Source organism: Thauera sp. SDU_THAU2 (genome assembly GCF_038260575.1).
Classification (GTDB): Bacteria; Pseudomonadota; Gammaproteobacteria; order Burkholderiales; family Rhodocyclaceae; genus Thauera.
Map to the genome: position 1 here is coordinate 1138364 of NZ_JBBWUN010000003.1, position 22890 is coordinate 1161253.

Consider the following 22890-nt stretch of genomic DNA (forward strand, 5'->3'; position numbering starts at 1 on the left):
TGGGGAGGGCGCTGCCCGGTCCATGTTCCACCCGCCCCCATAAGAACCCCAATTAGGGAGAGGAGAAATTCATGTCGAGAGTTGCATTGGTCACTGGCGGTATGGGCGGTCTGGGCGAGGCGATCTGCATCAAGCTCGCAGCTTTGGGCTACAAGGTCGTCACCACCCACTCGCCGGGTAACAGCAAGGCGGCCGACTGGCTGCAGACGATGAACAACATGGGTTATGGCTTCAAGGCCTATCCTTGTGATGTCGCCGACTTCGATTCCGCCAAGGCCTGCATCGAGCAGGTGACGGCAGAGGTCGGTCCGGTGGATGTGCTGGTGAACAACGCCGGCATCACCCGCGACATGACCTTCAAGAAGATGAGCAAGGCCGACTGGGATGCGGTCATCAGCACCAACCTCGATTCGGTGTTCAACATGACCAAGCAGGTCATGGACGGCATGGTCGAGCGCAAGTGGGGCCGCGTCATCAACGTGTCGTCGGTCAACGGCCAGAAGGGCGCTTTCGGCCAGACCAACTATGCGGCTGCCAAGGCCGGCATGCACGGCTTCACCAAGGCGCTGGCACTCGAAGTGGCACGCAACGGCGTGACGGTCAACACGATCTCGCCGGGCTACATCGGCACCAAGATGGTGATGGCGATTCCGCAGGAGATCCTCGACTCGAAGATCCTGCCGCAGATTCCCGTGTCCCGTCTGGGCAAGCCGGAAGAGATCGCCGGCCTGGTCGCCTACCTGTCCTCGGAAGAGGCCGCGTTCGTGACCGGCGCCAACATCTCCATCAACGGCGGCCAGCACATGTTCTGATCCGCTCCGCGGTTCCGTACGTACAGGCGGCATGCCCCGGCAAGGGGTGTGCCGCTTTTTTTGTGACATATCCCATTTCTGTGCGTATTGCGTTGCAGCAAAAATGATCGGCAGTGGATATAATGCAAGAGCAAAGCAGCTGATGCGCTGCCGCAAGAACGCCGAGGTGGCCGTCCGGATCGTGTTTCGTGATGGTTTCTCGGTCACGCAATCAGATCCAGAAGGATTTCAAGATGTCGCAGAAAATCGCTCTCGTCACCGGCGCCATGGGTGGTCTCGGCACCGCGATTTGTCAATCGCTGGCCAAGGACGGCATGAAGGTCGTGGCGAACTGCCTGCCCAATTTCGACCAGAAGGAAGCCTGGCTCAGCGCCCAGCGCGACCTGGGCTTCGATTTCGTCGCTGCGGAAGGCGACGTTTCCAACTATGAATCCTGCGCCGCGATGGTCGCCAAGATCGAAGCCGAAGTCGGCCCGATCGACGTGCTGGTCAACAACGCCGGTATCACCCGCGACAAGTTCTTCCCGAAGATGGAGAAGAGCCAGTGGGATGCGGTGATCAACACCAACCTCAACAGCCTGTTCAACGTCACTCACCACGTGTCCGCCAAGATGGCCGAGCGCGGCTGGGGCCGCATCGTCAACATCTCGTCGGTCAATGGCGTCAAGGGCCAGGCCGGCCAGACCAACTATTCCACCGCCAAGGCCGGCGTGCTGGGCTTCACCAAGGCGCTGGCAGCCGAACTGGCCACCAAGGGCGTGACGGTCAATGCGATCGCGCCGGGCTACATCGGTACCGACATGGTCATGGCCATCCGCGAGGACATCCGCCAGGGCATCATCGACACCGTGCCGATGAAGCGCCTGGGCCGTCCGGACGAAATCGGCGACCTGTGCGCCTACCTGGCGTCCGACAAGGCCGGCTACATCACCGGCGCCACCATCAACATCAACGGCGGCCTGCACATGTGCTGATGCTGCACCGTGCCATGCGCGAAATCACGGAACCCCGTCGGAAGGCGGGGTTCCGTTTTCGCAGCGCGATATAATCAGATTTGACATTCAAGAGCAAAGAGCGGAGTGGTCACCGCCGAGGAGATGGGGAAATGCCCGAGCAGTCGCGCCTGATCAAGAAGTATCCGAACCGCCGTCTGTACGATACCCGCACCAGTTCGTACATCACGCTTGCCGACGTCAAGGAACTCGTCCTCAATCACGAGGAGTTCCTGGTCGTCGATGCCAAGACCAACGAGGACCTGACACGCAGCATCCTGCTGCAGATCATTCTGGAAGAGGAGGCGGGCGGAGCGCCGATGTTCACCAGCGACCTGCTGGCACACATGATCCGCTTCTATGGCAACGCCATGCAGGGCATGATGGGCAAGTACCTCGAGAACAACATCAAGGCCTTCACCGACATGCAGGGCAAGCTGCAGGAGCAGGCACGCTCGATCTACGGCGAGAACAGCCCCGTCGGCCAGGATCTCTGGGCCCAGTTCCTCAACTTCCAGGGGCCGGCGCTGCAGAGCATGATGGGCGCCTACGTCGACCAGTCCAAGAAGATGTTCGAGCAGATGCAGGAGCAGCTCGAGAGCCAGACGCGCAACATGTTCACCGGCTTCAAGTTCCCGAATTACGGTGGGCAGAGCGAGGAAACGCCGCCTACCGGCCGCTCGGCTTCGGACAAGAGCGGCTCGCAGAGATAAGACACGCTTGCGCAGGCTCGCCCCGCGCCGACCCCGACAGGCCAATCAAGCATGACCACTTTCAAGACCCCGGACCTGCCGCGCGTCGGCTTCGTATCACTCGGCTGTCCGAAGGCGACGGTCGACTCCGAACACATCCTGACCCGGCTGCGTGCCGAGGGTTACGCCATCACCGGCACTTATGACGACGCCGATCTCGTCGTCGTCAACACCTGCGGCTTCATCGACGCTGCGGTCGAGGAATCGCTCGACGCCATCGGCGAAGCCCTGAACGAGAACGGCAAGGTCATCGTCACCGGCTGTCTGGGGGCGAAGGACGACGTGGTGATGGCGGCCCATCCGCAGGTGTTGGCGGTGACCGGCCCGCATGCCACCGAAGAGGTGATGCACGCGGTGCACAAGCACCTGCCCAAGCCGCACGACCCCTTCACCGACCTGGTTCCGCCGCAAGGCATCCGCCTGACGCCGCAGCACTACGCCTATCTGAAGATTTCCGAAGGCTGCAACCACCGCTGCACCTTCTGCATCATCCCGTCGATGCGCGGCGATCTCGTCAGCCGCCCGATCCACGAAGTGATGCGCGAGGCCGAGGCGCTGGCTGCCTCGGGCGTCAAGGAGATCCTGGTCATCTCGCAGGACACCTCGGCCTACGGCGTCGACGTCAAGTACCGCACCGGCTTCTGGGGCGGCAAGCCGCTCAAGACCAAGCTCTACGATCTCGCCAAGGCGCTGGGCGAACTCGGCATCTGGATCCGCATGCACTACGTGTATCCGTATCCGAGCGTCGACGAACTGATTCCGCTGATGGCCGAAGGCAAGATCCTGCCTTACCTCGACGTGCCCTTCCAGCACGCCAGCCCGCGCATCCTGAAGGCGATGAAGCGCCCGGCCAATGCCGAGAACGTGCTCGAGCGTGTGCGCAAATGGCGCAGCATCTGTCCGGAACTGACGATCCGCTCGACCTTCATCACCGGCTTCCCGGGCGAGACCGAGGAAGACTTCGAGATGTTGCTGAACTTCCTCGAAGAGGCTCAGCTCGATCGCGTCGGCGCCTTCGCCTATTCCCCGGTGGAAGGGGCGGCAGCCAATGAGCTGGAAGGCGCGGTGCCGGACGAGGTGCGCGAGGAGCGCCGCGCGCGCCTGATGGATTTCCAGGAGGACATCTCCACCCAGCGCCTCGAAGCGCGGATCGGCCGCGAGATGACGGTGCTGGTCGACGACATCGACGAGGAAGGCGCGCTGGCGAGGTCGCCCGGGGATGCGCCGGAGATCGACGGCCTGGTGATCATCCCGGATGCCGAAGGCCTCGCGACAGGCGACTTCGTCCGCGTGCGGATCACCGATTGCGATGTCCACGATCTCTACGCCGAACGGCTCGACTGATGTTGCGGCCGGCGTCAGGATGATCCGCCATGGATGAGCCTGATCCGCAGGCGCCGGCCAAGCCGCGCGTCAAGCCGCTCCACCGGCACGAGCCGGTCATCGGTCTTGCGCTGGGCAGCGGTGCGGCGCGCGGATGGGCGCATCTCGGCGTGCTGCGGGCGCTGGCGGAGGAGGGCGTCCAGCCCCGCATCATCTGCGGCTGCTCGATCGGCGCCTTCGTCGGCGCCGCCGCAGCGTCGGGCGATCTCGACAAGCTCACCCAGTGGGCGGAAACGCTCAAGTGGCAGGATGTGGTCTCCCTGCTCGACGTGTCGCTGCGCGGCGGGCTGATCAAGGGCGACAAGCTCATCGGTTTCTTCGAGCGCAACTTCGTCGACCGTGATTTTTCCGAACTGGAAACCCGCTTCGCCTGCGTCGCCACCGAACTGACGAGCGGCCGCGAAATCTGGCTGCAGGAAGGCAGTGTCTCCGCGGCAGTACGCGCCTCGATCGCCTTGCCGGGATTGATGACGCCGGTGATGCACGAAGGGCGCCTGCTGGTCGATGGCGGCCTGGTCAATCCCGTGCCGGTGTCGCTGTGCCGGGCGATGGGGGCCGACATCGTGATCGCCGTCGATCTCGGCTCGGACATGGTCGGCCGTGCTTTCCAGCGGGCCGCGATCGAGCCGACGCCGTCGGAAGAAACCGAAGCCGGCTGGAGCGAACGTCTGCTGTCGCGATTCGGCTTCGGCAACGGCAACGGTAATGGCAGCGGCGAGGAAGCGGCGCCGTCGCTGATATCGGTCATCAGCTCGAGCATCAACATCATGCAGGTGCGCATCGCGCGCAGCCGCCTGGCGGGGGAGCCGGCGGACGTCATGATCTCGCCGCGCGTCGGCCAGCTCGGCCTGATGGATTACCACCGCGCTGCGGAAGCGCTGGCCGAAGGCGAAGCGGCAGTGATGCGCATGCGGCCCCTGCTGCGCTATGTACTGGGCCACGACGCCGATTGAACATCGCCGGATGGCTGGCAGCCTCGTCCGCGCGAAACGCTGAGCAGGAGTTTGGGCATGGATGAGTTCATTCAGGAACTGCAGCGGATCGTCGGCGACTGCCATGTGCTCACCGATGCCGAAGACACCGCTCCCTACCTCGTCGATTGGCGTGGCCGCTACAAGGGTGCGGCATGTGCCGTGGTGCTGCCGGCGACGACGCAGGAGCTTGCCGCGGTGGTGCGCCTGTGTGCCGCGGCGCACGTGCCGATGGTGCCGCAGGGCGGCAATACCGGCTTGTGCGGCGGCGCGACGCCATTGAACGACGGACGTGCGGTGGTGCTGAGCCTGAGGCGACTCGATCGCATCCGCGCCATCGATGCCGACAACAATACCGTCACGGTGGAGGCGGGCTGCACCCTGATGAGTGTGCAGCAGGCCGCCGCCGCAGCGGATCGGCTGTTCCCGCTGTCGCTCGCGTCCGAGGGAAGCTGCACGATCGGGGGCAATCTGTCGACAAACGCCGGCGGCGTGCAGGTCCTGCGCTACGGCAACATGCGTGAACTCGTGCTCGGGCTCGAAGTCGTGCTGCCCGATGGCCGCATCTGGGATGGCCTGCGCGGCTTGCGCAAGGACAACACCGGCTACGATCTGAAGCAGCTTTTCGTCGGTGCGGAAGGGACGCTGGGCCTGATCACTGCCGCGGTGCTGAAGCTGTTTCCGGCGATACGCAGCCGCTCGACGGCCTGGATCGCGGTGCCGGACCCGCAGGCGGCGGTCGGCCTGCTCGGCTCGATGCGTGATGCCTGCGGCGACCGGGTGACGGCTTTCGAGCTGGTCGACCGCAGCGCGCTCGAGCTGGTGCTGGCGCATATCCCGGGCATGCGGGCGCCGCTGCCGTTCGAGGCGGAGTGGAGCGTGCTGCTCGAACTGTCGGACAGTGCCGATGTGTCCCTCGATGAGCTGCTCGCCCGGGCACTTGCGCTGGCCGTCGAACGGGGGCTGGCGATCGACGGCGTGATCGCGGCCAGTCTTGCTCAGGCACATGCCTTGTGGGCTTTGCGCGAGAACATCTCGGAGGCCCAGCGGATCGAGGGCTTCAGCATCAAGCACGATGTTTCCGTGCCGGTGAGCCGCATCCCGCTGTTCCTCGAACGCGCCCGCATCGCCCTCCAGGCCGTCTGGCCCGATGTGCGCATCGTCGCTTTCGGCCATATCGGCGACGGCAACCTGCACTACAATCTGTCGAAGCCCCAGGCGGCCGACAACCAGGAGTTCATGTCCCGGACGTCCGAAGCGAACCGGATCGTGCACGATCTCGTCGCCGAACTCGGCGGCTCCATTTCGGCGGAACACGGGCTGGGGCAACTCAAGCGCGAGTTGCTGCCGCGCTACAAGTCGCCGGTGGAAATCGACATGATGAGGGCGGTCAAGCGGGCTTTCGACCCGGGCGGCTTGATGAATCCGGGAAAGGTGCTGCCACCTGAAGAAAAGAAGGCTTGAAGCTGAAATTGGTGTTTACAGACCGAAATCTGCATCCTATAATTCGCGCTCTTCGGTGACGGGGGTATAGCTCAGCTGGGAGAGCGCTTGCATGGCATGCAAGAGGTCAGCGGTTCGATCCCGCTTACCTCCACCAAACGAAGTGAAGTTTTGCAGTACCGCAGTCCCCATCGTCTAGAGGCCTAGGACACCGCCCTTTCACGGCGATAACCGGGGTTCGAATCCCCGTGGGGACGCCATACAAGGCGTTTCAGCCCGAGTGGCTGGAAGGCAGAACCGGCAGGAATGCCGGTTGCAGGTCAGTGCGGAGTGGTAGTTCAGTCGGTTAGAATACCGGCCTGTCACGCCGGGGGTCGCGGGTTCGAGTCCCGTCCACTCCGCCAGTTTCATTCGGGCCATGCTCGAGCAAGGTTTTCAAAGGCCGAAAATCTTGCGAAGAGCGCCAGTGGTTGCTATAATCGCCGGCTCGTTGTGGGGGTATAGCTCAGCTGGGAGAGCGCTTGCATGGCATGCAAGAGGTCAGCGGTTCGATCCCGCTTACCTCCACCAAACGAGGTGAAGTTTTGCAGTACCGCAGTCCCCATCGTCTAGAGGCCTAGGACACCGCCCTTTCACGGCGATAACCGGGGTTCGAATCCCCGTGGGGACGCCATACAAGGCGTTTCAGCCCGAGTGGCTGGAAGGCAGAACCGGCAGGAACGCCGGTTGCAGGTCAGTGCGGAGTGGTAGTTCAGTCGGTTAGAATACCGGCCTGTCACGCCGGGGGTCGCGGGTTCGAGTCCCGTCCACTCCGCCATATCATGTCTCAAAAAGGGCTGCACACGCTGTGCAGCCCTTTTTTGTGCCCATTGCACGCCGTTCCGGCGCAACGAAGAAAGCGCAGCTCCGCAGTGCTTGCGCGATCGGCCAGGACCCGGTGTCCTGGTGGCGTCTTTGCCTCGCGCGCCTGGCCGTCATGCCCGGCAGACGGGAAGCTGCACCCCATTGCGCAGCATGGCTTCGAATTCGCCCGCCGGCACCGGCTTGCTGATGTAATAACCCTGGATCTCGTCGCACCGGTGCTCACGCAGCAGCCGGCAGTGCTCCGCAGTCTCGACGCCTTCCGCGATCACCTTGAACCTGAGGTTGTGGGCCAGCATTATCACGGCGCGCACGATGGCGGCGTCGTCGGGTTCGGTGAGCATATTGCGTACGAAGGACTGATCGATCTTCAGCGTATCCACCGGGAAGTGCTTCAGGTAGCTGAGGCTGGAGTAACCGGTGCCGAAGTCGTCGATGGACAGTTTCACGCCGGCATCCTTCAAGCGGCCGAAGGTTGCGGTCACCTTGTCGACGTCCTGGGCGATCAGGCTCTCGGTCAGCTCCAGTTCGAGCAAGTGCGGTGCGAGCCCGGTCTCGCCGAGAATGCCGAGCGTCCATTCGGCCACGTCATGTTGCAGGATCTGGCGCGCGGAGATGTTCACCGCCACCGTGGTGGCCGGCAGGCCTGCGGCGGACCACGCCTTGGCCTGCAGGCAGGCCGTTCGCAGCACCCAGTCGCTGATCGGCATGATCAGGCCCGAATCCTCGGCGACCGGAATGAAGCGGCTGGGCGGCACCATGCCGAGCTCGGGATGCTGCCAGCGCAGCAGTGCCTCGCAGCCGATGATCGTGCCGTTCGCCAGGTTCAGCTTCGGCTGATAGACCAGTTGCAACTGACCGGCGGCCGCGGCGCCGCGCAGCGAAGTCTCGAGCTTGACGCGCTGCTGCGTCTCTTCCCTCATTTCGTGCGTGAATCCCTGGTACATGTTGCGCCCCAGGCTCTTCGCGCGGTACATGGCGATGTCGGAACTGCTGATCAGCGCCTCGACCGTTGTGCCGTCGTGCGGAAACATGCTCAGGCCGACGCTGCCGGAAAGGTGGATTTCACGGCCCTGCACGACGAGCGGCTGCCGTAGCTTCTCGGTGATGGCTCGTGCCACGGCGTCGGCGTCGGCAGGCGTATGCAGATCGGTCAGCAGGATCAGGAATTCGTCGCCGCCGTGACGGGCGACGGTATCGCCTTGCGCACCAGCGTCGCGAGCTGGTGCCCGGCCGCCTTGAGCACGGCATCGCCGAAAGGATGGCCGTAGGCGTCGTTGACGACCTTGAAGCGGTCGAGATCCAGGAACAGCAGCGCGAGCGGCCGGCCCGTGCGGCCGGCGTGCGCGATGGCCTGCTCCAGGCGGTCCTGGAGCAGGTTGCGGTTCGGCAGGTCGGTGAGCTCGTCGTGCGTGGCCAGGTAGCGCAGGCGCTGCTCGGCCTTCTTGCGCTCGGTGATGTCCTGGATCGCGCCCACCATGCACACGCCACGGCCAGCAGCATTGCGCAGCACGTAGCCGCGGTCGAACACGTCCGCGTAGCTGCCGTCCTTGCGGCGGAAGCGGAATTCATCGGTCCATGTATCGCCGCTGCCGGTGATGACGGAGCGGACGCGGGTGCTCACTCGATCGTGGTCGTCGGGATGAATCCGGGACGTCCACGACATGATCGTGGGTTCGATCTCCTCCGCGTCGTAGCCGAACTGGCGCTGGAAGTTCTCGTTCCACCAGATCGTGTCGCTTTCGAGATCCCAGTTCCACACCACGTCTCCGGTGGCGCGCGCGACCGCGTGGAATCGTGCGAGGCTGTCCCGCACCGCCCGCTCGGCCCGCTTGCGCTCCGAAATGTCGGTACCGACGCCGACGAAACCCCGGGCACCGTCGTGCTCGAAGCGCAGGCCGGTGAACAGGCAGGGGACCCGCTGCCCGTTCGGCAGCCGGTAGCTTGCTTCGAAATGGGCTTCTCCCTTGTCGAAGATCTCGGCGATCCTGTCCTTGACCAGCGCCCTCTCGTCTTCGGGAAAGAAATCCAGCGGATCGATACCGGTCAGGTCGTCGGCCGTGGCGCCGGTGATCAGTTCGAGGTTGCGATTCCAGCGCTGCAGCCGTGCGTTCTCGTCGCAGTGATAGAAGACGCCCGGCAGGCTGTTGAGCACGGCATCGGCATAATCGCGCTCCTGCTGCAGCCGCCGCTCGGCCATCTTGCGTGCCGAGACGTCGTTGATGATCAGCGTGCGTATCGCCTGGCCATCCTGATTCAGGGCAATGATGCGCAACTCTGCATCGAATGCACCGCGGGCGCCGAGAAAGCGGAACAGGCCGGTGCCCGTGGTGGCCAGGATCGCCGCCCAGTCGGCGGGGCCATCGGGAGAAGACAGCACTTCTTGGATGGCGCGCCCGAGCACCTGCCTCCGTTCCAGGCCGAAAAGGTTCTCGGCTGCAGTGTTCCATTCGATGATGGCGAGGCCGTCATCGAGACTGAAGATCGTCGTATTCGTGGAGTCGAATATCGCGCCTTTCAGAGCCAGCGAGGCCATCTGCTGCTCCTGGGCCTGCAGCAGCTTGGCGGTGTTCGCTGCGAGCTTGCCTTCCCGGTCCCGGATGGCCGAGGCCATGCGGCTGAGCGCTTTCTCCAGCAACTGCGTTTCCCGGAACCCCCGGAGGCCGGGGTGATCGTCGGCGTGCTCTCGGCCTCGCTGCGGCCGATGGCAGCCACGCTGCGTTCCAGTGCGGTCAAGGGCTTGCCGAAGCGGCGTGCCAGGCGCACCGAGATCAGCACGAGGGCCAGCACCATCGCCAGCCCCATGCCGCCCACTTGATACAACTGGCGCCGCAGCGGGGCTTCGATCAGCGATGCTTCGCGCGATGCGATCACCATCCAGGATGAGCCGCCCTTCAGCTCGAAGCGGTGCGCGGCGGCCCAGCGGCGCTCCTCGCCCGACTGAATCCTTCCCGCAAAGGAATGGGCGGAGGATGCGGCCAGGGAAGCCAGTTCTTCCGGCACCGGCAGCGGTATCCGGCCGACCTGCGGGCCGCCCACCAGACGCGGCGCATCTCCCAGCTCGACGATCTGGAGACGGACGTCGTATTCCTCGGCGATACCCGCCAGGAAGCGATTCAGCGCCGGGATGTCGAAATCCGCGTCCAGCACGCCGAGCAGCCTGCCGTCGTGGTCCCGAAGAGCTTTCACATAGCTGAAGCCCCAGAGGGGGTGGTGTCTGCTTCCTGGAAATGGATGATCCATCGGTACGACGCAATCCAGCCGCCGCCGGTCGGAACCGTCAGGCCTGCGAGATAGAACGGGCGGGTTCGGGCGTCGTAATCGTCGCTGGGACGCTCCTCGTGCAGGGAGAAGCCGTTCTCGGTCAGCATGAGGTTGCGCGTGAACCTGTCGTCGGGGCGTGTACCCGGAAAGAGCCAGAGCAGGATTTCGTCGGTGCTGGTGCGCTCCAGGGTGCCGTATTCGCCGTTCGTGGGCAGGACGATGCCGAGGTAGCTCAATTCGGGCCGCTGCTCGAATGCGGACAAGGAGCTTTCCAGGGCCGGGCGCAAGCCGGCGCCGGTCGTTCCGGACATGTACAAGGCGCGCGCTGCCGAATCCACCGTCATTTCCGCCGCGATGACAAGAAGCCGCAGGCGCTCGATCGCCCGGTCGAGCGATTCGTCGATCTTTTGCTGCGCCGCTTCTTCGGTGCTGGTGGCGCCTTGCCAGACCAGCATGGCCAGCAGGGCGAAGCCGAGCGCCAGGACTAGGCCGACAATGTTGAGCAGCAGTGCTCTTGCGAAGGATCGGTTTTGTCTGGCCATCACGAGGCTGGGTCGCGCTTGTGCCCAATGGAATGAAGATCTGCGGTACGGGTGAGATCCAGGCTGCATGTGCAGTGTAACGGACGCAGCGGCAATACGGTGTGCATGAGCGCGTTGCGGCGGGGCAGGCTGGTGCCGGTGCGATTTATCCGCTAGAGTCGTGATCCATACGCCGTGGTATGGATTCGTCCCTTGGCGGCGGCTGCATGAATCGAAGTGATGACTGGAGAATGAAGACGATGAGTATCGGCAAGATCGGTGTGGTGGGCGCCGGGACGATGGGCAACGGCATCGCCCAGGCCTGCGCAGTCTCGGGCCTGGACGTGGTGATGATGGATATCGGCGAAGCGCAGGTGCGGCGCGGCCTGGCGACGGTCGTTTCGAGCCTCGACCGGCTGATCAAGAAGGACAAGCTGAGCGTCGAGCAGAAGGATGCGGCGATGGCGCGCATCGCCACGGCGACTTCGGTGGATGCGCTCGGAGACTGCGATCTGGTCATCGAGGCGGCGACCGAGAACCTGCAACTGAAACTCGACCTCTTCGCCAGGCTCGATGCCGCCATGCGGCCCGATGCCATTCTGGCGAGCAACACCTCGTCGATTTCGATCACCAAGCTGGCGGCGGCGACCCAGCGGCCGAGCCAGGTGATCGGCATGCATTTCTTCAATCCGGTGCCGATGATGGCGCTGGTCGAACTGATCAGCGGCCTGCAGACCAGTGCTGAAACCCATGACAAGGTCGAGGCCTTTGCCGGCGTTCTGGGCAAGACGCCGGTCAAGGTGCGCAACAGCCCGGGCTTCGTCGTCAATCGCATGCTGTGCCCGATGATCAACGAGGCGATCTTCGCGCTCGGCGAAGGCCTGGCGACGGCGGCCGAGATCGACGAGGCGATGAAGCTGGGCTGCAACCACCCGATCGGCCCGTTGGCGCTGTGCGACCTGATCGGCCTCGACGTGGAGCTGGCGGTGATGCAGGTGCTGTTCGAAGGTTTCAAGGACCCGAAGTATCGCCCGGCGCCGCTGCTGGTGGAAATGGTGGAGGCCGGCTATCTCGGCCGCAAGAGCGGCAAGGGTTTCTTCGACTATTCCTGATCGGGCCGGTGTGGCGCCGGCGTCACAAGAGCGCCGCGATTGCCTCGCCCGAAAAAGCGAACGCCACCCGAGGGGTGGCGTTCGTGTCTGGTGGGGCGGGAGAGTGCCGATCAGCCGCGGCCAGAGCGCATGGCGTCGAAGAATTCGGCGTTGCCCTTGGTGGCCTTGATCTTGTCGAGCAGGAATTCCATCGCATCGATGTCGTCCATGCCGTACAGCAGCTTGCGCAGGATCCAGACCTTCTGCAGCACGTCCGGCTTGAGCAGCAGCTCTTCGCGGCGGGTGCCCGAGCGGTTGACGTTGATCGCCGGATAGACGCGCTTTTCCGCCATGCGCCGGTCGAGGTGGAGCTCCATGTTGCCGGTGCCCTTGAACTCCTCGTAGATCACGTCGTCCATGCGGCTGCCGGTGTCGATCAGCGCGCTGGCGATGATGGTCAGCGAGCCGCCTTCCTCGATGTTGCGCGCGGCGCCGAAGAAGCGCTTGGGCTTTTGCAGCGCGTTGGCATCGACGCCGCCGGTCAGCACCTTGCCCGATGCCGGCACCACGGTGTTGTAGGCGCGCGCGAGGCGGGTCAGCGAGTCGAGCAGGATCACCACGTCGTACTTGTGCTCGGTCAGGCGCTTGGCCTTCTCGATCACCATCTCGGCGACCTGGACGTGGCGGGTGGCGGGTTCGTCGAAAGTCGAGGCCACGACCTCGCCCTTCACCGAACGCTGCATCTCCGTCACTTCTTCCGGGCGCTCGTCGATCAGCAGCACGATCAGCTTGACGTCGGGATGGTTGGACGTGATCGCATGGGCGATGTGCTGCAGCATCACCGTCTTGCCGCTCTTGGGCGGGGCGACGAGCAGGCCGCGCTGGCCCTTGCCGATCGGCGCGATCATGTCGATCACGCGGCTGGTGATGTTCTCTTCGCCGCGGATGTCGCGTTCGAGCTTCAGGCATTCCTGCGGGTGCAGGGGCGTGAGGTTCTCGAACAGGATCTTGCTCTTGCACTCTTCCGGCGGGCGGCCGTTGATGCGGTCGAGCTTGGTCAGCGCGAAGTAGCGCTCGCCGTCCTTCGGCGTGCGGATCTCGCCTTCGATCGTGTCGCCGGTGCGCAGGTTGAAGCGCCGGATCTGCGATGGCGAGACGTAGATGTCGTCGGTGCCGGCGAGATACGAGGTGTCGGGGGAGCGCAGGAAGCCGAAGCCGTCAGGCAGCACTTCGAGTGCGCCATCGCCACAGATCGGTTCGCCCTTGCGTGCACGGTTCTTCAGCAGCGCGAAGACGAGTTCCTGCTTGCGCAGCCTGTTCGCGCCTTCGACGCCGCTCTCCATGGCCATCTGCAGCAGTTCGCTGACGTGCAGGGCCTTGAGCTCGGACAGGTGAAGCGCGGGGACGCTGGCGTCGCGCGGCGTGGAGTTTTCCTCGCCGGCGTTCTCGACGTCGAACAGGTCGTCTTCGATCTGCGGATTCTGGGGGAATTACCGTCGCGGTTGCGCGCGCCGCGGCGACGAGCGCGCGAAGCCCCGCGAGAACGGGCCGGAGACTGGTCCGGCTTAGATGTTGCTGTCAATGAAGGCGGTCAGTTGAGATTTGGAAAGGGCGCCCACTTTGGTCGCCTCGATGTTGCCGTTCTTGAACAGCATCAGCGTCGGAATGCCGCGGATGCCGTACTTGGCGGGAGTATCCTGGTTTTCGTCGATGTTGAGCTTGGCGACCTTGAGCTTGCCGGCATAGTCCTTGGCGACGTCATCGAGGATCGGCGCGATCATCTTGCACGGACCGCACCATTCGGCCCAGTAATCGACCAGAACGGGGGTCTGGGACTGAAGCACTTCGGAGTCGAAGTTGCCGTCGGTCACATAGTGGATATGCTCGCTCATGATTCCTCACATCAGGGTGGCGGGTATGGACGAGGCAGAGGCGCCTCGTGGGGGTACTGCAGGTATGGAGGGGTCAGGGCAGGCAGAGTCGCCCGGCCTGGAGAGAAGCGGAGAGCCTTCTCTCGAAGAATTTCGGCGAAACTTATGCCATGACGCGGCGCGCGTCAAGAGAATCGATGCGCCGAAAACGATGTTTCGCGCGCGAAGCGTGGTGAAAACGCAAACGGCTGCACTATATTGTCGTCTGCAGGGGCCCGGGCCCCGATCTGGCTGGAGAGAACGATGGCTTACGTAGTGACCGAATCCTGTATCCGTTGCAAATACACCGACTGCGTCGATGTCTGCCCGGTGGACTGCTTCCGTGAAGGCCCCAACTTCCTCGTCATCGATCCCGAGGAGTGCATCGACTGCACGCTGTGCGTGGCCGAATGCCCGGTGGAGGCGATCTACGCCGAGGACGACGTGCCGGCGGACCAGCAGCAGTTCATCGCGCTGAACGCCGAACTCTCGAAGCAGTGGAAGCCGATCGTCGAACGCAAGGATTCCTTGCCGGATGCTGAGGAGTGGGCGCAGGTCAAGGGCAAGCTGGGCGAACTGAAGCGCTGAGCCTTGCAGTGGCAGGCGGCCGGGTGCCTTCCCGGTCATCGGCCGATGCTCTAAGATGGCGCATCGATGACGCGAATGATCCTCAGGGAGACGAGATGCTGGTTAGCGAAATTCTCGCGATCAAGGGCAAGGTGCTGTTCACCATTGCGCCGAACAAGAGTGTCGCTGAAGCGGTGGACATCATGGACGAGCAGGACGTCGGCTCGCTCGTGGTCTTCTCGCGTGGCCAGATGGTCGGCATGCTGACCTTCCGCGAAGTCCTGCAGGGGGTCCGGCGCGGCGCGGCGGACTGGCAGTCGCTTGCCGTCGAGGACGTCATGATCGCCGATCCGCAGACGGCGTCGCCGAACATGGAGATGGACGAACTGCGGCGCATGATGGTCGAGCATCACCAGCGTTATCTGCCGGTGATGGATGGGCATACCCTGCTCGGCGTCGTCAGCTTCCACGACGTCGCCAAGGCGGTGCTCGAGGAACAGAGCTTCGAGAACCGGATGTTGAAGAACTACATCCGCAATTGGCCTTCACAGGAAGAGGAGGGCTGAAACAGGCGAGGGGCTGAAAGGCCCAGAGCGGCGGCGGCCTCGTGTCGTCGCCCCTCCTGTGCGTGCCGTGCGAGGCACGCAGCATCCACGCTCCGCGACACATAACAGGAGCGGGATGGCAGTTGGAATGGAAGGCGGGGCCACGGGCTCCCGCCCGACGCCTTGGGAGGGCGGCAGGTCGAACCTGGTTCGACCGGCTTTTTTCCAACAAAAGGAGGAGATACCGTGGACAAGATCTGGCTGAAAAGCTACCCCGCCGGCGTGCCTGCCGAAATCGACATCAACGAGTTCCGCTCGCTGGTCGATCTCTTCGAGCAGGGTGTGCGCCGCTTCGCGTCGTGCACGGCCTACATCTGCATGGGCAAGGGCATCACCTACGCCGAGCTCGATCGCCTGTCGGCGCAGTTTGCCGGCTACCTGCAGGGGGAACTGAAGCTGCCTGCCGGTGCCCGCGTGGCACTGATGATGCCTAATCTGCTGCAGTATCCCGTCGCCCTGTTCGGCACCCTGCGCGCGGGTTATACCGTCGTCAACGTCAATCCTCTGTATACACCGCGCGGGAACTCGAACACCAGCTGCAGGATGCGGGCGCAGACGCCATCGTCATCGTCGAGAATTTCGCCCATACGCTCGAGCAGGTGCGCGCGAAGGTAGCGGTGAAGCACGTGGTGGTCACCAGCCTCGGGGAGATGCTGGGTTTCCCGAAGTCGATGCTGGTCGATTTCGTCGTCCGCCGGGTGAAGAAGATGGTCCCGCCCTGGCGCCTCGACGGCGCGGTGCGCTTCAGCGATGCCCTGGCGAGAGGCGGGCGCCATCGCCTGCAGACGGTGGAACTGGGACATGAAGACATCGCCTTCCTCCAATACACCGGGGGGACGACCGGCAAGGCCAAGGGCGCGATCCTGACCCACGGCAACATCGTCGCCAACCTTCAGCAGGCCCACGCCTGGATCGGCCCCTTCGTGAAGGAGGGCGAGGAAGCTGATCATCACTGCGCTGCCGCTGTATCACATCTTCTCGCTGACGGCGAATTGCCTGACTTTCTTCAAGATCGGCGCAGTCAACGTACTGATCACCAATCCGCGCGACATCCCCGGCTTCGTCAAGGAACTGGGCAAGCACAGGTTCACCGTCATCACCGGGGTCAATACCTTGTTCAACGCCTTGTTGAACAACCCCGACTTTGCCAGGCTCGACTTCTCGAACCTGCGTGTTGCCCTCGGGGGCGGCATGGCCGTGCAACAGGTCGTTGCCGAGAAGTGGCGCAAGGTGACCGGGATTCCGCTGGTCGAGGCCTATGGCCTGACCGAAACCTCGCCTGCGGTCACGATCAATCCGCTCGACCTGCCCGCGTTCAACCATGCCATCGGCCTGCCCGTGCCTTCGACCGAAATCAGCATCCGCGACGATGCCGACATCGAGCAGCCGGTCGGTCAGCGCGGCGAGCTGTGCGTGCGCGGGCCGCAGGTGATGCGAGGTTACTGGCAGCTTCCCGAGGAGACCACGCGCGCTTTCACGCCGGATGGCTTCCTGCGCACCGGCGACATCGCGGTGATCGACGACAAGGGCTTCATCTCGATCGTCGATCGCAAGAAGGACATGATCCTGGTATCGGGTTTCAACGTCTATCCTAATGAAGTCGAGGATGTCGTCGCCAGCCATCCGGGAGTGATGGAAGTGGCCGCGGTCGGGGTTCCTGACGAGCGCAGCGGCGAGACGGTGAAGGTCTTCGTCGTGCGCAAGGATCCGAACCTGACCGAGAAGGAGTTGATCGCCTACTGCCAGCAGAACCTGACCGGCTACAAAGTGCCTCACCGGATCGAGTTCCGCGACGAACTGCCCAAGAGCAACGTCGGCAAGATCCTGCGCCGGGAGCTGCGCGACGGGAACGCGTGAGGTGCAAGCCCTGCGGTTCGGTACGGCCAGTTCGGCACGGCCAGTTCGGCAGATCGAGACCGACGGCGTTTTTTTGCTCATAAAGCGCTTGTATTGGCGGCGCATTCGTGGTTTCATTCGAAGCGCAATTCATTTCGAGCCATCATGCGTTCCATTTCCCGTTTCTTCTCCGTCGTGGTCGTAGCCGTACGCGTAGTAAGCGTAGGCATGCGCGCGTCGTAACGGGACAGAACACTCGAACTGCAGGATTCCAAACCCCCGTCGGCGCGCAAGCCCGGCGGGGGTTTTTGCATTCTGGAACCTCGCCGGTGATGTCGCTGAAACCAAGAAGGAGAACATCATGACTCAACTCACCGGCGCGCAACTGATCGTGCGCCTGCTCGAACGCCAGGGCGTGCAGACCATCGCCGGCCTGCCCGGCGGCGCCATCCTGCCGGTCTATGACGCCTTGTCGGCCAGCAGCATCCACCATGTGCTGGCACGCCACGAACAGGGTGCGGGCTTCATGGCCCAGGGCATGTCGCGCGTGTCCGGCGTGCCGCAGGTGTGCATCGCCTCCAGCGGCCCCGGCGCGACCAACCTCGTCACCGCGATCGCCGATGCCTGCCTGGACTCGATCCCGATGGTGGTCATCACCGGCCAGGTGCCGCAATCGATGATCGGCACGGATGCCTTCCAGGAAGTCGACATCTACGGCATCACGGTGCCGATCACCAAGCACAACTTCCTCGTCCGCTCCGCCGAGGAACTGCTCGAAGTCGTGCCCGACGCCTTCCGCATCGCCATGTCCGGCCGGCCCGGCCCGGTGCTGATCGACGTGCCGAAGGACGTGCAGAACCAACTCGTCGACGTGCAGGAGCCGCCGCCGCCGGCCGTCGCCGACCTGCCGCCGCAACTCGACATGACGGCGGTCGAGGACGCCGCGCGGATGATCAACGAGGCCGTGCGTCCGGTACTTTATCTGGGGGGCGGCGTGATCCATTCCGGCGCGTCGCCGCTGGCCGTGCAATTGGCGGAGCAGGGCGGGCTGCCGACGACGATGACGCTGATGGCGCTCGGTGCGATGCCGGTCGATCACCCGCTGTCGGTCGGCATGCTCGGCATGCACGGCGCCCGCTACACCAACTTCGTGCTCGAGGAGGCGGACCTGCTGATCTGTGTCGGCGCCCGCTTCGACGACCGCGCGATCGGCCGTGCGGCGCAGTTCTGCCCGAACGCGAAGATCGTGCATATCGACGTCGACCGTTCGGAGCTGCACAAGATCAAGAACGCCCACGTCGCCATCCATGCCGACGTCACCGAAGCGCTCGAAGCCCTGCTGCCGCGCGTCAAGGCAGCGCTGCGCACGGACTGGCTGGCCCAGGTCGCGGACTTGAAGCAGCGCTTCCCGATGCAGTTCCCCGACATCGACGATCCGCGCAGCCACTACGGCCTGATCAAGGCGGTGGCCGATGCCCTCGACGACGAGGCGGTGATCGCCACCGACGTCGGCCAGCACCAGATGTGGGTCGCCCAGGCCTACCCCTTCCGCCGCCCGCGCCAGTGGCTGACCTCGGGCGGGCTGGGGACGATGGGCTTCGGCCTGCCGACGGCGATGGGCGCGGCGCTGGCCGAACCCGAGCGCACGGTGGTCTGCTTCACCGGCGACGGCAGCTTCAAGATGAACATCCAGGAACTCGCCACGCTGGCCGAGGAGGGGCTCAACCTCAAGATCGTGCTGATGAACAACAACGCGCTCGGCCTGGTGTACCAGCAGCAGGCGCTGTTCTACGGCAAGCGCCAGTTCGCCTCCCGTTACCGGGTCGAGCCGGATTTCGTCAAGATCGCCGAAGGCTTCGGCGTGCCGGCGCTCGATCTCGACCAGGCGGACGATCCGCGTGCGGCGCTGGCCAAGGCGCTCGGCGAACCCGGGCCCTGCCTGATCCACGCGACGATCGATCGCGAACAATTCGTCTATCCCATGGTGCCGCCGGGTGCCGCCAACACCGAAATGATCGGAGGCTGATGATGATCGAACAGGTTGCCGACCCGCTGCCGCAAGCCAACACCTTTGCCAAGGTCGTCCTCGAGCTGGATGTGAACAACCATCCAGGCGTGATGAGCCACATTTGCAATCTCTTCGCGCGCCGCGCCTTCAACGTCGAAGGCATCCTGTGCATGCCGGTGTCCGACGGCAAGCGCTCGCGCATCTGGCTGCTGGTGTTCGACGATCACCGGCTGGAGCAGATGGTGCGCCAGGTCGAGAAGCTGGAGGACGTGCTCAACGTCCGCCGCCATGGCGCCGAGCACGAGGTGTTCGAGCGGCTGGAAGGCTTCTTCCACTGATTTCCGCGTGCCCGCAGGGGCACGGCGGCCGGCGGGGATGGGGTGCGTGCTAGACTCGCGTCCCATCCCCTTTTCCTTTTTGTGCTGATCAGGCAGGAAGTTCATGTCCGGAAACACGCTCGGTACCCTCTTCACCGTCACCTCCTTCGGCGAATCCCACGGCCCGGCGATCGGCTGTGTCGTCGATGGCTGCCCGCCGGGATTGGCACTGAGCGCGGCCGACATCCAGGCCGAGCTCGATCGCCGCAAACCCGGGACCTCGCGGCACGTGACCCAGCGTCAGGAACCGGACGAAGTCGAGATCCTGTCGGGCGTGTTCGAAGGCCTCACCACCGGCACGCCGATCGGCCTGCTGATCCGCAACCAGGATCAGCGCTCGCGCGACTACGGCAACATCGCCGACACCTTCCGCCCCGGCCATGCCGACTACCCCTACTGGCAGAAATACGGCATCCGCGACCACCGCGGCGGCGGCCGCTCGTCGGCGCGCGAAACCGCGGTGCGCGTCGCTGCCGGCGCGATCGCGAAGAAATGGCTCAAGGAACGCCACGGCATCGTCATCCGCGCCTGCATGACCGCGCTCGGCCCGATCGAGATTCCGTTCGTGAGCTGGGACGAAGTCGAGCGGAACCCCTTCTTCGTGCCCAATGCCACCATCGTGCCGCAGCTCGAAGCCTACATGGACGAGTTGCGCAAGTCGGGCGACTCGATCGGCGCGCGCATCGACGTGCTTGCCAGCGGCGTGCCGGTGGGTTGGGGCGAACCGGTCTATGATCGGCTGGATGCCGATATCGCCTACGCGATGATGAGCATCAACGCGGTCAAGGGCGTCGAGATCGGCGCCGGTTTCGCTTCCGTCGCCCAGCGCGGCACCGAGCACGGCGACGAGATGACGCCGCAGGGCTTCCTGTCGAACAACGCCGGCGGCGTGCTGGGTGGCATTTCCAGCGGGCAGGACATCATCGCCAGCATCGCGATCAAGCCGACTTCCAGCATCCGTCTCGACCGCTGCTCGATCGACCGCCGCGGCGAGCCGGTGACCGTCAATACCCATGGCCGGCACGACCCCTGCGTCGGCATCCGCGCGACGCCGATCGCCGAGGCCATGCTGGCGCTGGTGCTGATCGACCACGCACTGCGCCATCGCGCCCAGTGCGCGGACGTGACGACGGCGACGCCGAAGATCGCCGCGCTGGCACCCGGAGGGCAGCAGCGCCTGCCGTCGCCGCGTTGAAGGCAGGCCGGGCGAACGGGAGGTTTGCCTGCCGGGGCAAGCTGGCGGCGATCGATGGGTTTCGCTTACGCTCTAGCTGCACGGCCCGACTCATCCTGCCCGACTGTCGGGGTAGCCGAGCAGCCCAGCGTTCGTAGTCGGACAGCACGGGGCGAGCCACAGAGATGGATGAGTAGGGTGGCTAGAGCCAAAGGCGAAACCCATCAGCACTTGGATGATCTCCATGCCATGAACGATCGGGTTTCACCTCGAGGCCAGGCCTCCGCAGCTCGATCCATCCAGCTATCGCTTCCATGTTTCCCTACTGGCGCCTGTCGGCCTACTACTTCTTCTATTTCGGTTTCGTCGGCGCTTTCTCGCCGTATTTCGCGCTCTACCTGCAGTCGATCTCCCTGAGTGCGGCGCAGATCGGCTTGCTGATGTCGATGATGCAGTTGATGCGCATCGTCGCGCCCTACATGTGGAGCTGGCTTGCCGAGCACTTCGGCAAGCGGGTGGCGATCCTGCGGCTGTCCGCGCTGATGAGCCTGGCCGGTTTCACAGGTTTCTTCATGACCACCGAGTTCGGCGGCCTGCTCGCGGCGATGGCGCTGATGGCCTTCTTCTGGAGTGCGGCGCTGCCGCTGATCGAAGGGCTGACCTTCTCCCATCTGGGGGCGGAGGGGCACCGCTACGGCAGCGTGCGGGTATGGGGTTCGGTCAGTTTCATCGTCGCAGTGCTGGTGCTCGGTCAGGCGCTGGACCACGTCGCCATCGAATCGGTGCTGTGGGTCACCGCCGCGATCCTCGCCGGCGTGCTGCTGTGTTCCTTCTTCGTCCCAGACGCGGCGCCGGCGCAGGCGGGGCGTGCGGCGGCGAACCTGGGCGAGGTGCTGCGGCGGCGCGAGGTGAGGGCGCTGCTGGGCGCCTGCTTCCTGATGTCGGCCGCCCATGGCGCGTTCTACGTCTTCTATTCGATCTACCTGGTCGGTGCGGGCTACGACAAGGCGCTGGTCGGCTGGATGTGGACACTGGGCGTGGTGGCTGAGATCATCGTCTTCATGCTGATGCCGCGCATCACGCGGCGCTTCGGCCTGCGCAGCATCCTGGTGTTCTCCTTCGCCTGCGCGGTGCTCCGCTTCGTGCTGATCGGCTGGGGCGCAGCCAGCCTGCCGGTGCTGCTGTTCGCCCAGGTGCTGCACGGCGTGACTTTCGGCGCTTATCATGCGGCCGCGATCGCAGTGGTGAACCGATGGTTCACCGGCCGACTCCAATCACGTGGGCAGGCGCTGTACGGCAGCATTTCCTTCGGCGCCGGCGGCATGCTGGGCGCCTTGCTCAGTGGTTACACTTGGGACGCTCCGGGGCCGGAATGGACTTTTACCTTCGGCTCCGTGTTCGCGCTGCTGGGACTCGTCTGGCTGGTGCGCGGCTGGCCCGCATCCGCGCAGGACGAGGTGCGGAATCCTTGAATCGGGGGGAAAGAGATGAAGCTCATTTACGGAAGCCTGCTGCCGGCCGTGCTGGCAGCGACGATCACGGTCGCCTGCCAGACGGTGCAGACCACGCAGGGCGGCGCGGTCGGAGTGCAGCGTTCTACAGATGATGATGGTGTCGGCGCAGGAGGTCGAGCAGGCCTCGAGCAAGCAGTACCAGGAGATGATGAACGAGGCGCGCAGCAAGAACGCGCTGAACCGCGATGCCGCCACGGTGCAGCGCGTACGGCGCATCGTCGGCCGGCTGACGCCGCATACCGGCGTGTTCCGCAAGGATGCGCCGGCCTGGAACTGGGAGGTCAATGTGCTGTCCTCCGACGAGCTCAACGCCTGGTGCATGGCGGGCGGCAAGATGGCGATCTACACTGGATTGATCGATCGGCTGAAGCTCAGCGACGACGAGATCGCCGCGGTGATGGGCCACGAAATCGCCCATGCCCTGCGTGAACATGCCCGCGAGCGCATCTCGAAGTCGATGGCGACCGGCATCGGCCTGTCGGTGGCGGGCGCGGTGCTCGGCGTGGGGCAGGTGGGCCAGGACCTGATGGGCAAGGTGGCGCAGGTCACCTTCGAGCTGCCGAATTCGCGCGAGCACGAAACCGAGGCCGATCGCATGGGCGTGGAGCTGGCTGCGCGTGCAGGCTACGATCCGCGCGCCGCGGTCACGCTGTGGGACAAGATGGCTTCGCAGTCGGCCGGTTCGCCGCCGCAGTGGCTGTCCACCCACCCGTCGCACAGCACGCGCCAGCGCGACCTGAGCGAATACGCGGCGCGGGTCATGCCCTTGTACCAGGCGGCGCGGCGCTGAGTGTTCGTGGGCGAGGGCG

18 protein-coding genes, 6 tRNA genes and 3 pseudogenes are annotated in these 22890 nt (G+C 64.5%); 21 read left to right on the forward strand and 6 right to left on the reverse strand.

Annotation, left to right across the window (positions count from 1 at the left end; genetic code table 11):
• Positions 1-71 precede the first annotated feature (71 nt).
• The 12 genes from phbB (at position 72) to AAFL97_RS06520 (ending at position 7170) form a co-directional block, all read left to right on the forward strand.
• A complete protein-coding gene (gene phbB, locus AAFL97_RS06465; RefSeq protein WP_341644228.1) occupies positions 72-812 on the forward strand; it encodes an acetoacetyl-CoA reductase in 741 nt (246 codons plus the stop codon).
• 233 nt (positions 813-1045) lie between these two features.
• Entirely contained in the window at positions 1046-1786 is a 741-nt protein-coding gene (locus tag AAFL97_RS06470) for a beta-ketoacyl-ACP reductase (RefSeq protein ID WP_341644229.1), read from the forward strand.
• A 131-nt stretch (positions 1787-1917) separates the two neighbouring features.
• Complete coding sequence (gene phaR, locus AAFL97_RS06475) at positions 1918-2517, forward strand: polyhydroxyalkanoate synthesis repressor PhaR (protein ID WP_341644230.1); 600 nt, start codon at positions 1918-1920, stop codon at positions 2515-2517.
• Positions 2518-2568: 51 nt separating this feature from the next.
• Positions 2569-3900, forward strand: a complete 1332-nt coding sequence (gene rimO / locus AAFL97_RS06480) for a 30S ribosomal protein S12 methylthiotransferase RimO (RefSeq protein ID WP_341644231.1) — start codon at positions 2569-2571, stop codon at positions 3898-3900.
• A 29-nt stretch (positions 3901-3929) separates the two neighbouring features.
• On the forward strand, positions 3930-4892 hold the full coding sequence (gene rssA, locus AAFL97_RS06485) for a patatin-like phospholipase RssA (RefSeq protein ID WP_341644232.1): 963 nt from the start codon (positions 3930-3932) through the stop codon (positions 4890-4892).
• A 57-nt stretch (positions 4893-4949) separates the two neighbouring features.
• Positions 4950-6374, forward strand: a complete 1425-nt coding sequence (locus AAFL97_RS06490) for an FAD-binding oxidoreductase (RefSeq protein WP_341644233.1) — start codon at positions 4950-4952, stop codon at positions 6372-6374.
• Between the two features lie 60 nt (positions 6375-6434).
• Positions 6435-6510, forward strand: a tRNA-Ala gene (locus tag AAFL97_RS06495).
• Between the two features lie 27 nt (positions 6511-6537).
• Positions 6538-6613: transfer RNA gene (locus AAFL97_RS06500), tRNA-Glu, on the forward strand.
• A 67-nt stretch (positions 6614-6680) separates the two neighbouring features.
• Positions 6681-6757: transfer RNA gene (locus tag AAFL97_RS06505), tRNA-Asp, on the forward strand.
• A 90-nt stretch (positions 6758-6847) separates the two neighbouring features.
• Positions 6848-6923, forward strand: a tRNA-Ala gene (locus AAFL97_RS06510).
• Positions 6924-6950: 27 nt separating this feature from the next.
• Positions 6951-7026, forward strand: a tRNA-Glu gene (locus tag AAFL97_RS06515).
• 67 nt (positions 7027-7093) lie between these two features.
• Positions 7094-7170, forward strand: a tRNA-Asp gene (locus AAFL97_RS06520).
• A 157-nt stretch (positions 7171-7327) separates the two neighbouring features.
• Here AAFL97_RS06520 and AAFL97_RS06525 read toward each other — a convergent pair.
• The 4 genes and pseudogenes from AAFL97_RS06525 to AAFL97_RS06540 all read right to left on the reverse strand — a co-directional run bounded on the left by AAFL97_RS06525 (position 7328) and on the right by AAFL97_RS06540 (position 11020).
• Positions 7328-8191 carry a putative bifunctional diguanylate cyclase/phosphodiesterase gene (locus AAFL97_RS06525; RefSeq protein WP_341647108.1) on the reverse strand — a complete coding sequence of 288 codons (864 nt, stop codon included), beginning with the start codon at positions 8189-8191 and terminating at the stop codon, positions 7328-7330.
• 21 nt (positions 8192-8212) lie between these two features.
• Positions 8213-9828 (reverse strand): annotated as a pseudogene (locus AAFL97_RS06530) (PAS domain S-box protein); the annotation flags it as partial.
• Positions 9732-10403 carry a HAMP domain-containing protein gene (locus AAFL97_RS06535; protein ID WP_341644234.1) on the reverse strand — a complete coding sequence of 224 codons (672 nt, stop codon included), beginning with the start codon at positions 10401-10403 and terminating at the stop codon, positions 9732-9734. The pseudogene AAFL97_RS06530 and the gene AAFL97_RS06535, both read right to left, overlap by 97 nt.
• Entirely contained in the window at positions 10400-11020 is a 621-nt protein-coding gene (locus AAFL97_RS06540; protein WP_341644235.1) for a hypothetical protein, read from the reverse strand. The genes AAFL97_RS06535 and AAFL97_RS06540 overlap by 4 nt, the downstream gene beginning before the upstream one ends.
• 239 nt (positions 11021-11259) lie before the next feature.
• Between AAFL97_RS06540 and AAFL97_RS06545 the strand changes: the two genes are divergently transcribed.
• On the forward strand, positions 11260-12111 hold the full coding sequence (locus AAFL97_RS06545; protein WP_341644236.1) for a 3-hydroxybutyryl-CoA dehydrogenase: 852 nt from the start codon (positions 11260-11262) through the stop codon (positions 12109-12111).
• Positions 12112-12221: 110 nt separating this feature from the next.
• On the opposite strand, the gene rho is transcribed toward AAFL97_RS06545, so the two are convergent.
• Together rho and trxA are read right to left on the reverse strand one after the other, a co-directional pair.
• Positions 12222-13439 (reverse strand): transcription termination factor Rho, encoded by a 1218-nt coding sequence (gene rho, locus AAFL97_RS06550; protein WP_341644237.1) that lies wholly within the window; start codon positions 13437-13439, stop codon positions 12222-12224.
• 216 nt (positions 13440-13655) lie between these two features.
• Positions 13656-13982 (reverse strand): thioredoxin TrxA, encoded by a 327-nt coding sequence (trxA, locus tag AAFL97_RS06555; RefSeq protein ID WP_068637016.1) that lies wholly within the window; start codon positions 13980-13982, stop codon positions 13656-13658.
• Between the two features lie 282 nt (positions 13983-14264).
• On the opposite strand from trxA, the gene fdxA reads away from it, so the two are divergent.
• The 8 genes and pseudogenes from fdxA (at position 14265) to AAFL97_RS06595 (ending at position 22871) form a co-directional block, all read left to right on the forward strand.
• Complete coding sequence (gene fdxA / locus AAFL97_RS06560) at positions 14265-14588, forward strand: ferredoxin FdxA (protein WP_263461372.1); 324 nt, start codon at positions 14265-14267, stop codon at positions 14586-14588.
• A 95-nt stretch (positions 14589-14683) separates the two neighbouring features.
• Entirely contained in the window at positions 14684-15133 is a 450-nt protein-coding gene (locus AAFL97_RS06565; protein ID WP_263461373.1) for a CBS domain-containing protein, read from the forward strand.
• Between the two features lie 225 nt (positions 15134-15358).
• A pseudogene (locus tag AAFL97_RS06570) lies at positions 15359-17029 on the forward strand (long-chain-fatty-acid--CoA ligase).
• Positions 17030-17369: 340 nt separating this feature from the next.
• On the forward strand, positions 17370-19034 hold the full coding sequence (gene ilvB, locus AAFL97_RS06575; protein WP_341644238.1) for an acetolactate synthase large subunit: 1665 nt from the start codon (positions 17370-17372) through the stop codon (positions 19032-19034).
• Positions 19034-19354 carry an acetolactate synthase small subunit gene (ilvN, locus tag AAFL97_RS06580; protein WP_263461376.1) on the forward strand — a complete coding sequence of 107 codons (321 nt, stop codon included), beginning with the start codon at positions 19034-19036 and terminating at the stop codon, positions 19352-19354. Before ilvB ends, ilvN begins: the two co-directional genes overlap by 1 nt.
• A gap of 103 nt (positions 19355-19457) precedes the next feature.
• Entirely contained in the window at positions 19458-20588 is a 1131-nt protein-coding gene (aroC, locus tag AAFL97_RS06585; RefSeq protein ID WP_341644239.1) for a chorismate synthase, read from the forward strand.
• A 293-nt stretch (positions 20589-20881) separates the two neighbouring features.
• Positions 20882-22039, forward strand: a complete 1158-nt coding sequence (locus AAFL97_RS06590; protein ID WP_341644240.1) for an MFS transporter — start codon at positions 20882-20884, stop codon at positions 22037-22039.
• A gap of 15 nt (positions 22040-22054) precedes the next feature.
• Positions 22055-22871 (forward strand): annotated as a pseudogene (locus AAFL97_RS06595) (M48 family metallopeptidase).
• The last annotated feature ends 19 nt before the right edge of the window (positions 22872-22890 follow it).

Excerpts from the sequence above, each read along its gene's own strand:
- phbB (WP_341644228.1), top strand. The coding sequence starts at position 72 with ATGTCGAGAGTTGCATTGGTCACTGGCGGTATGGGCGGTCTGGGCGAG.
- AAFL97_RS06470 (WP_341644229.1), top strand. The coding sequence starts at position 1,046 with ATGTCGCAGAAAATCGCTCTCGTCACCGGCGCCATGGGTGGTCTCGGC.
- phaR (WP_341644230.1), top strand. The coding sequence starts at position 1,918 with ATGCCCGAGCAGTCGCGCCTGATCAAGAAGTATCCGAACCGCCGTCTG.
- rimO (WP_341644231.1), top strand. The coding sequence starts at position 2,569 with ATGACCACTTTCAAGACCCCGGACCTGCCGCGCGTCGGCTTCGTATCA.
- rssA (WP_341644232.1), top strand. The coding sequence starts at position 3,930 with ATGGATGAGCCTGATCCGCAGGCGCCGGCCAAGCCGCGCGTCAAGCCG.
- AAFL97_RS06490 (WP_341644233.1), top strand. The coding sequence starts at position 4,950 with ATGGATGAGTTCATTCAGGAACTGCAGCGGATCGTCGGCGACTGCCAT.
- AAFL97_RS06525 (WP_341647108.1), bottom strand. The coding sequence starts at position 8,191 with ATGTACCGCGCGAAGAGCCTGGGGCGCAACATGTACCAGGGATTCACG.
- AAFL97_RS06540 (WP_341644235.1), bottom strand. The coding sequence starts at position 11,020 with ATGGCCAGACAAAACCGATCCTTCGCAAGAGCACTGCTGCTCAACATT.
- AAFL97_RS06545 (WP_341644236.1), top strand. The coding sequence starts at position 11,260 with ATGAGTATCGGCAAGATCGGTGTGGTGGGCGCCGGGACGATGGGCAAC.
- rho (WP_341644237.1), bottom strand. The coding sequence starts at position 13,439 with ATGGCCATGGAGAGCGGCGTCGAAGGCGCGAACAGGCTGCGCAAGCAG.
- trxA (WP_068637016.1), bottom strand. The coding sequence starts at position 13,982 with ATGAGCGAGCATATCCACTATGTGACCGACGGCAACTTCGACTCCGAA.
- fdxA (WP_263461372.1), top strand. The coding sequence starts at position 14,265 with ATGGCTTACGTAGTGACCGAATCCTGTATCCGTTGCAAATACACCGAC.
- AAFL97_RS06565 (WP_263461373.1), top strand. The coding sequence starts at position 14,684 with ATGCTGGTTAGCGAAATTCTCGCGATCAAGGGCAAGGTGCTGTTCACC.
- ilvB (WP_341644238.1), top strand. The coding sequence starts at position 17,370 with ATGACTCAACTCACCGGCGCGCAACTGATCGTGCGCCTGCTCGAACGC.
- ilvN (WP_263461376.1), top strand. The coding sequence starts at position 19,034 with ATGATGATCGAACAGGTTGCCGACCCGCTGCCGCAAGCCAACACCTTT.
- aroC (WP_341644239.1), top strand. The coding sequence starts at position 19,458 with ATGTCCGGAAACACGCTCGGTACCCTCTTCACCGTCACCTCCTTCGGC.
- AAFL97_RS06590 (WP_341644240.1), top strand. The coding sequence starts at position 20,882 with ATGTTTCCCTACTGGCGCCTGTCGGCCTACTACTTCTTCTATTTCGGT.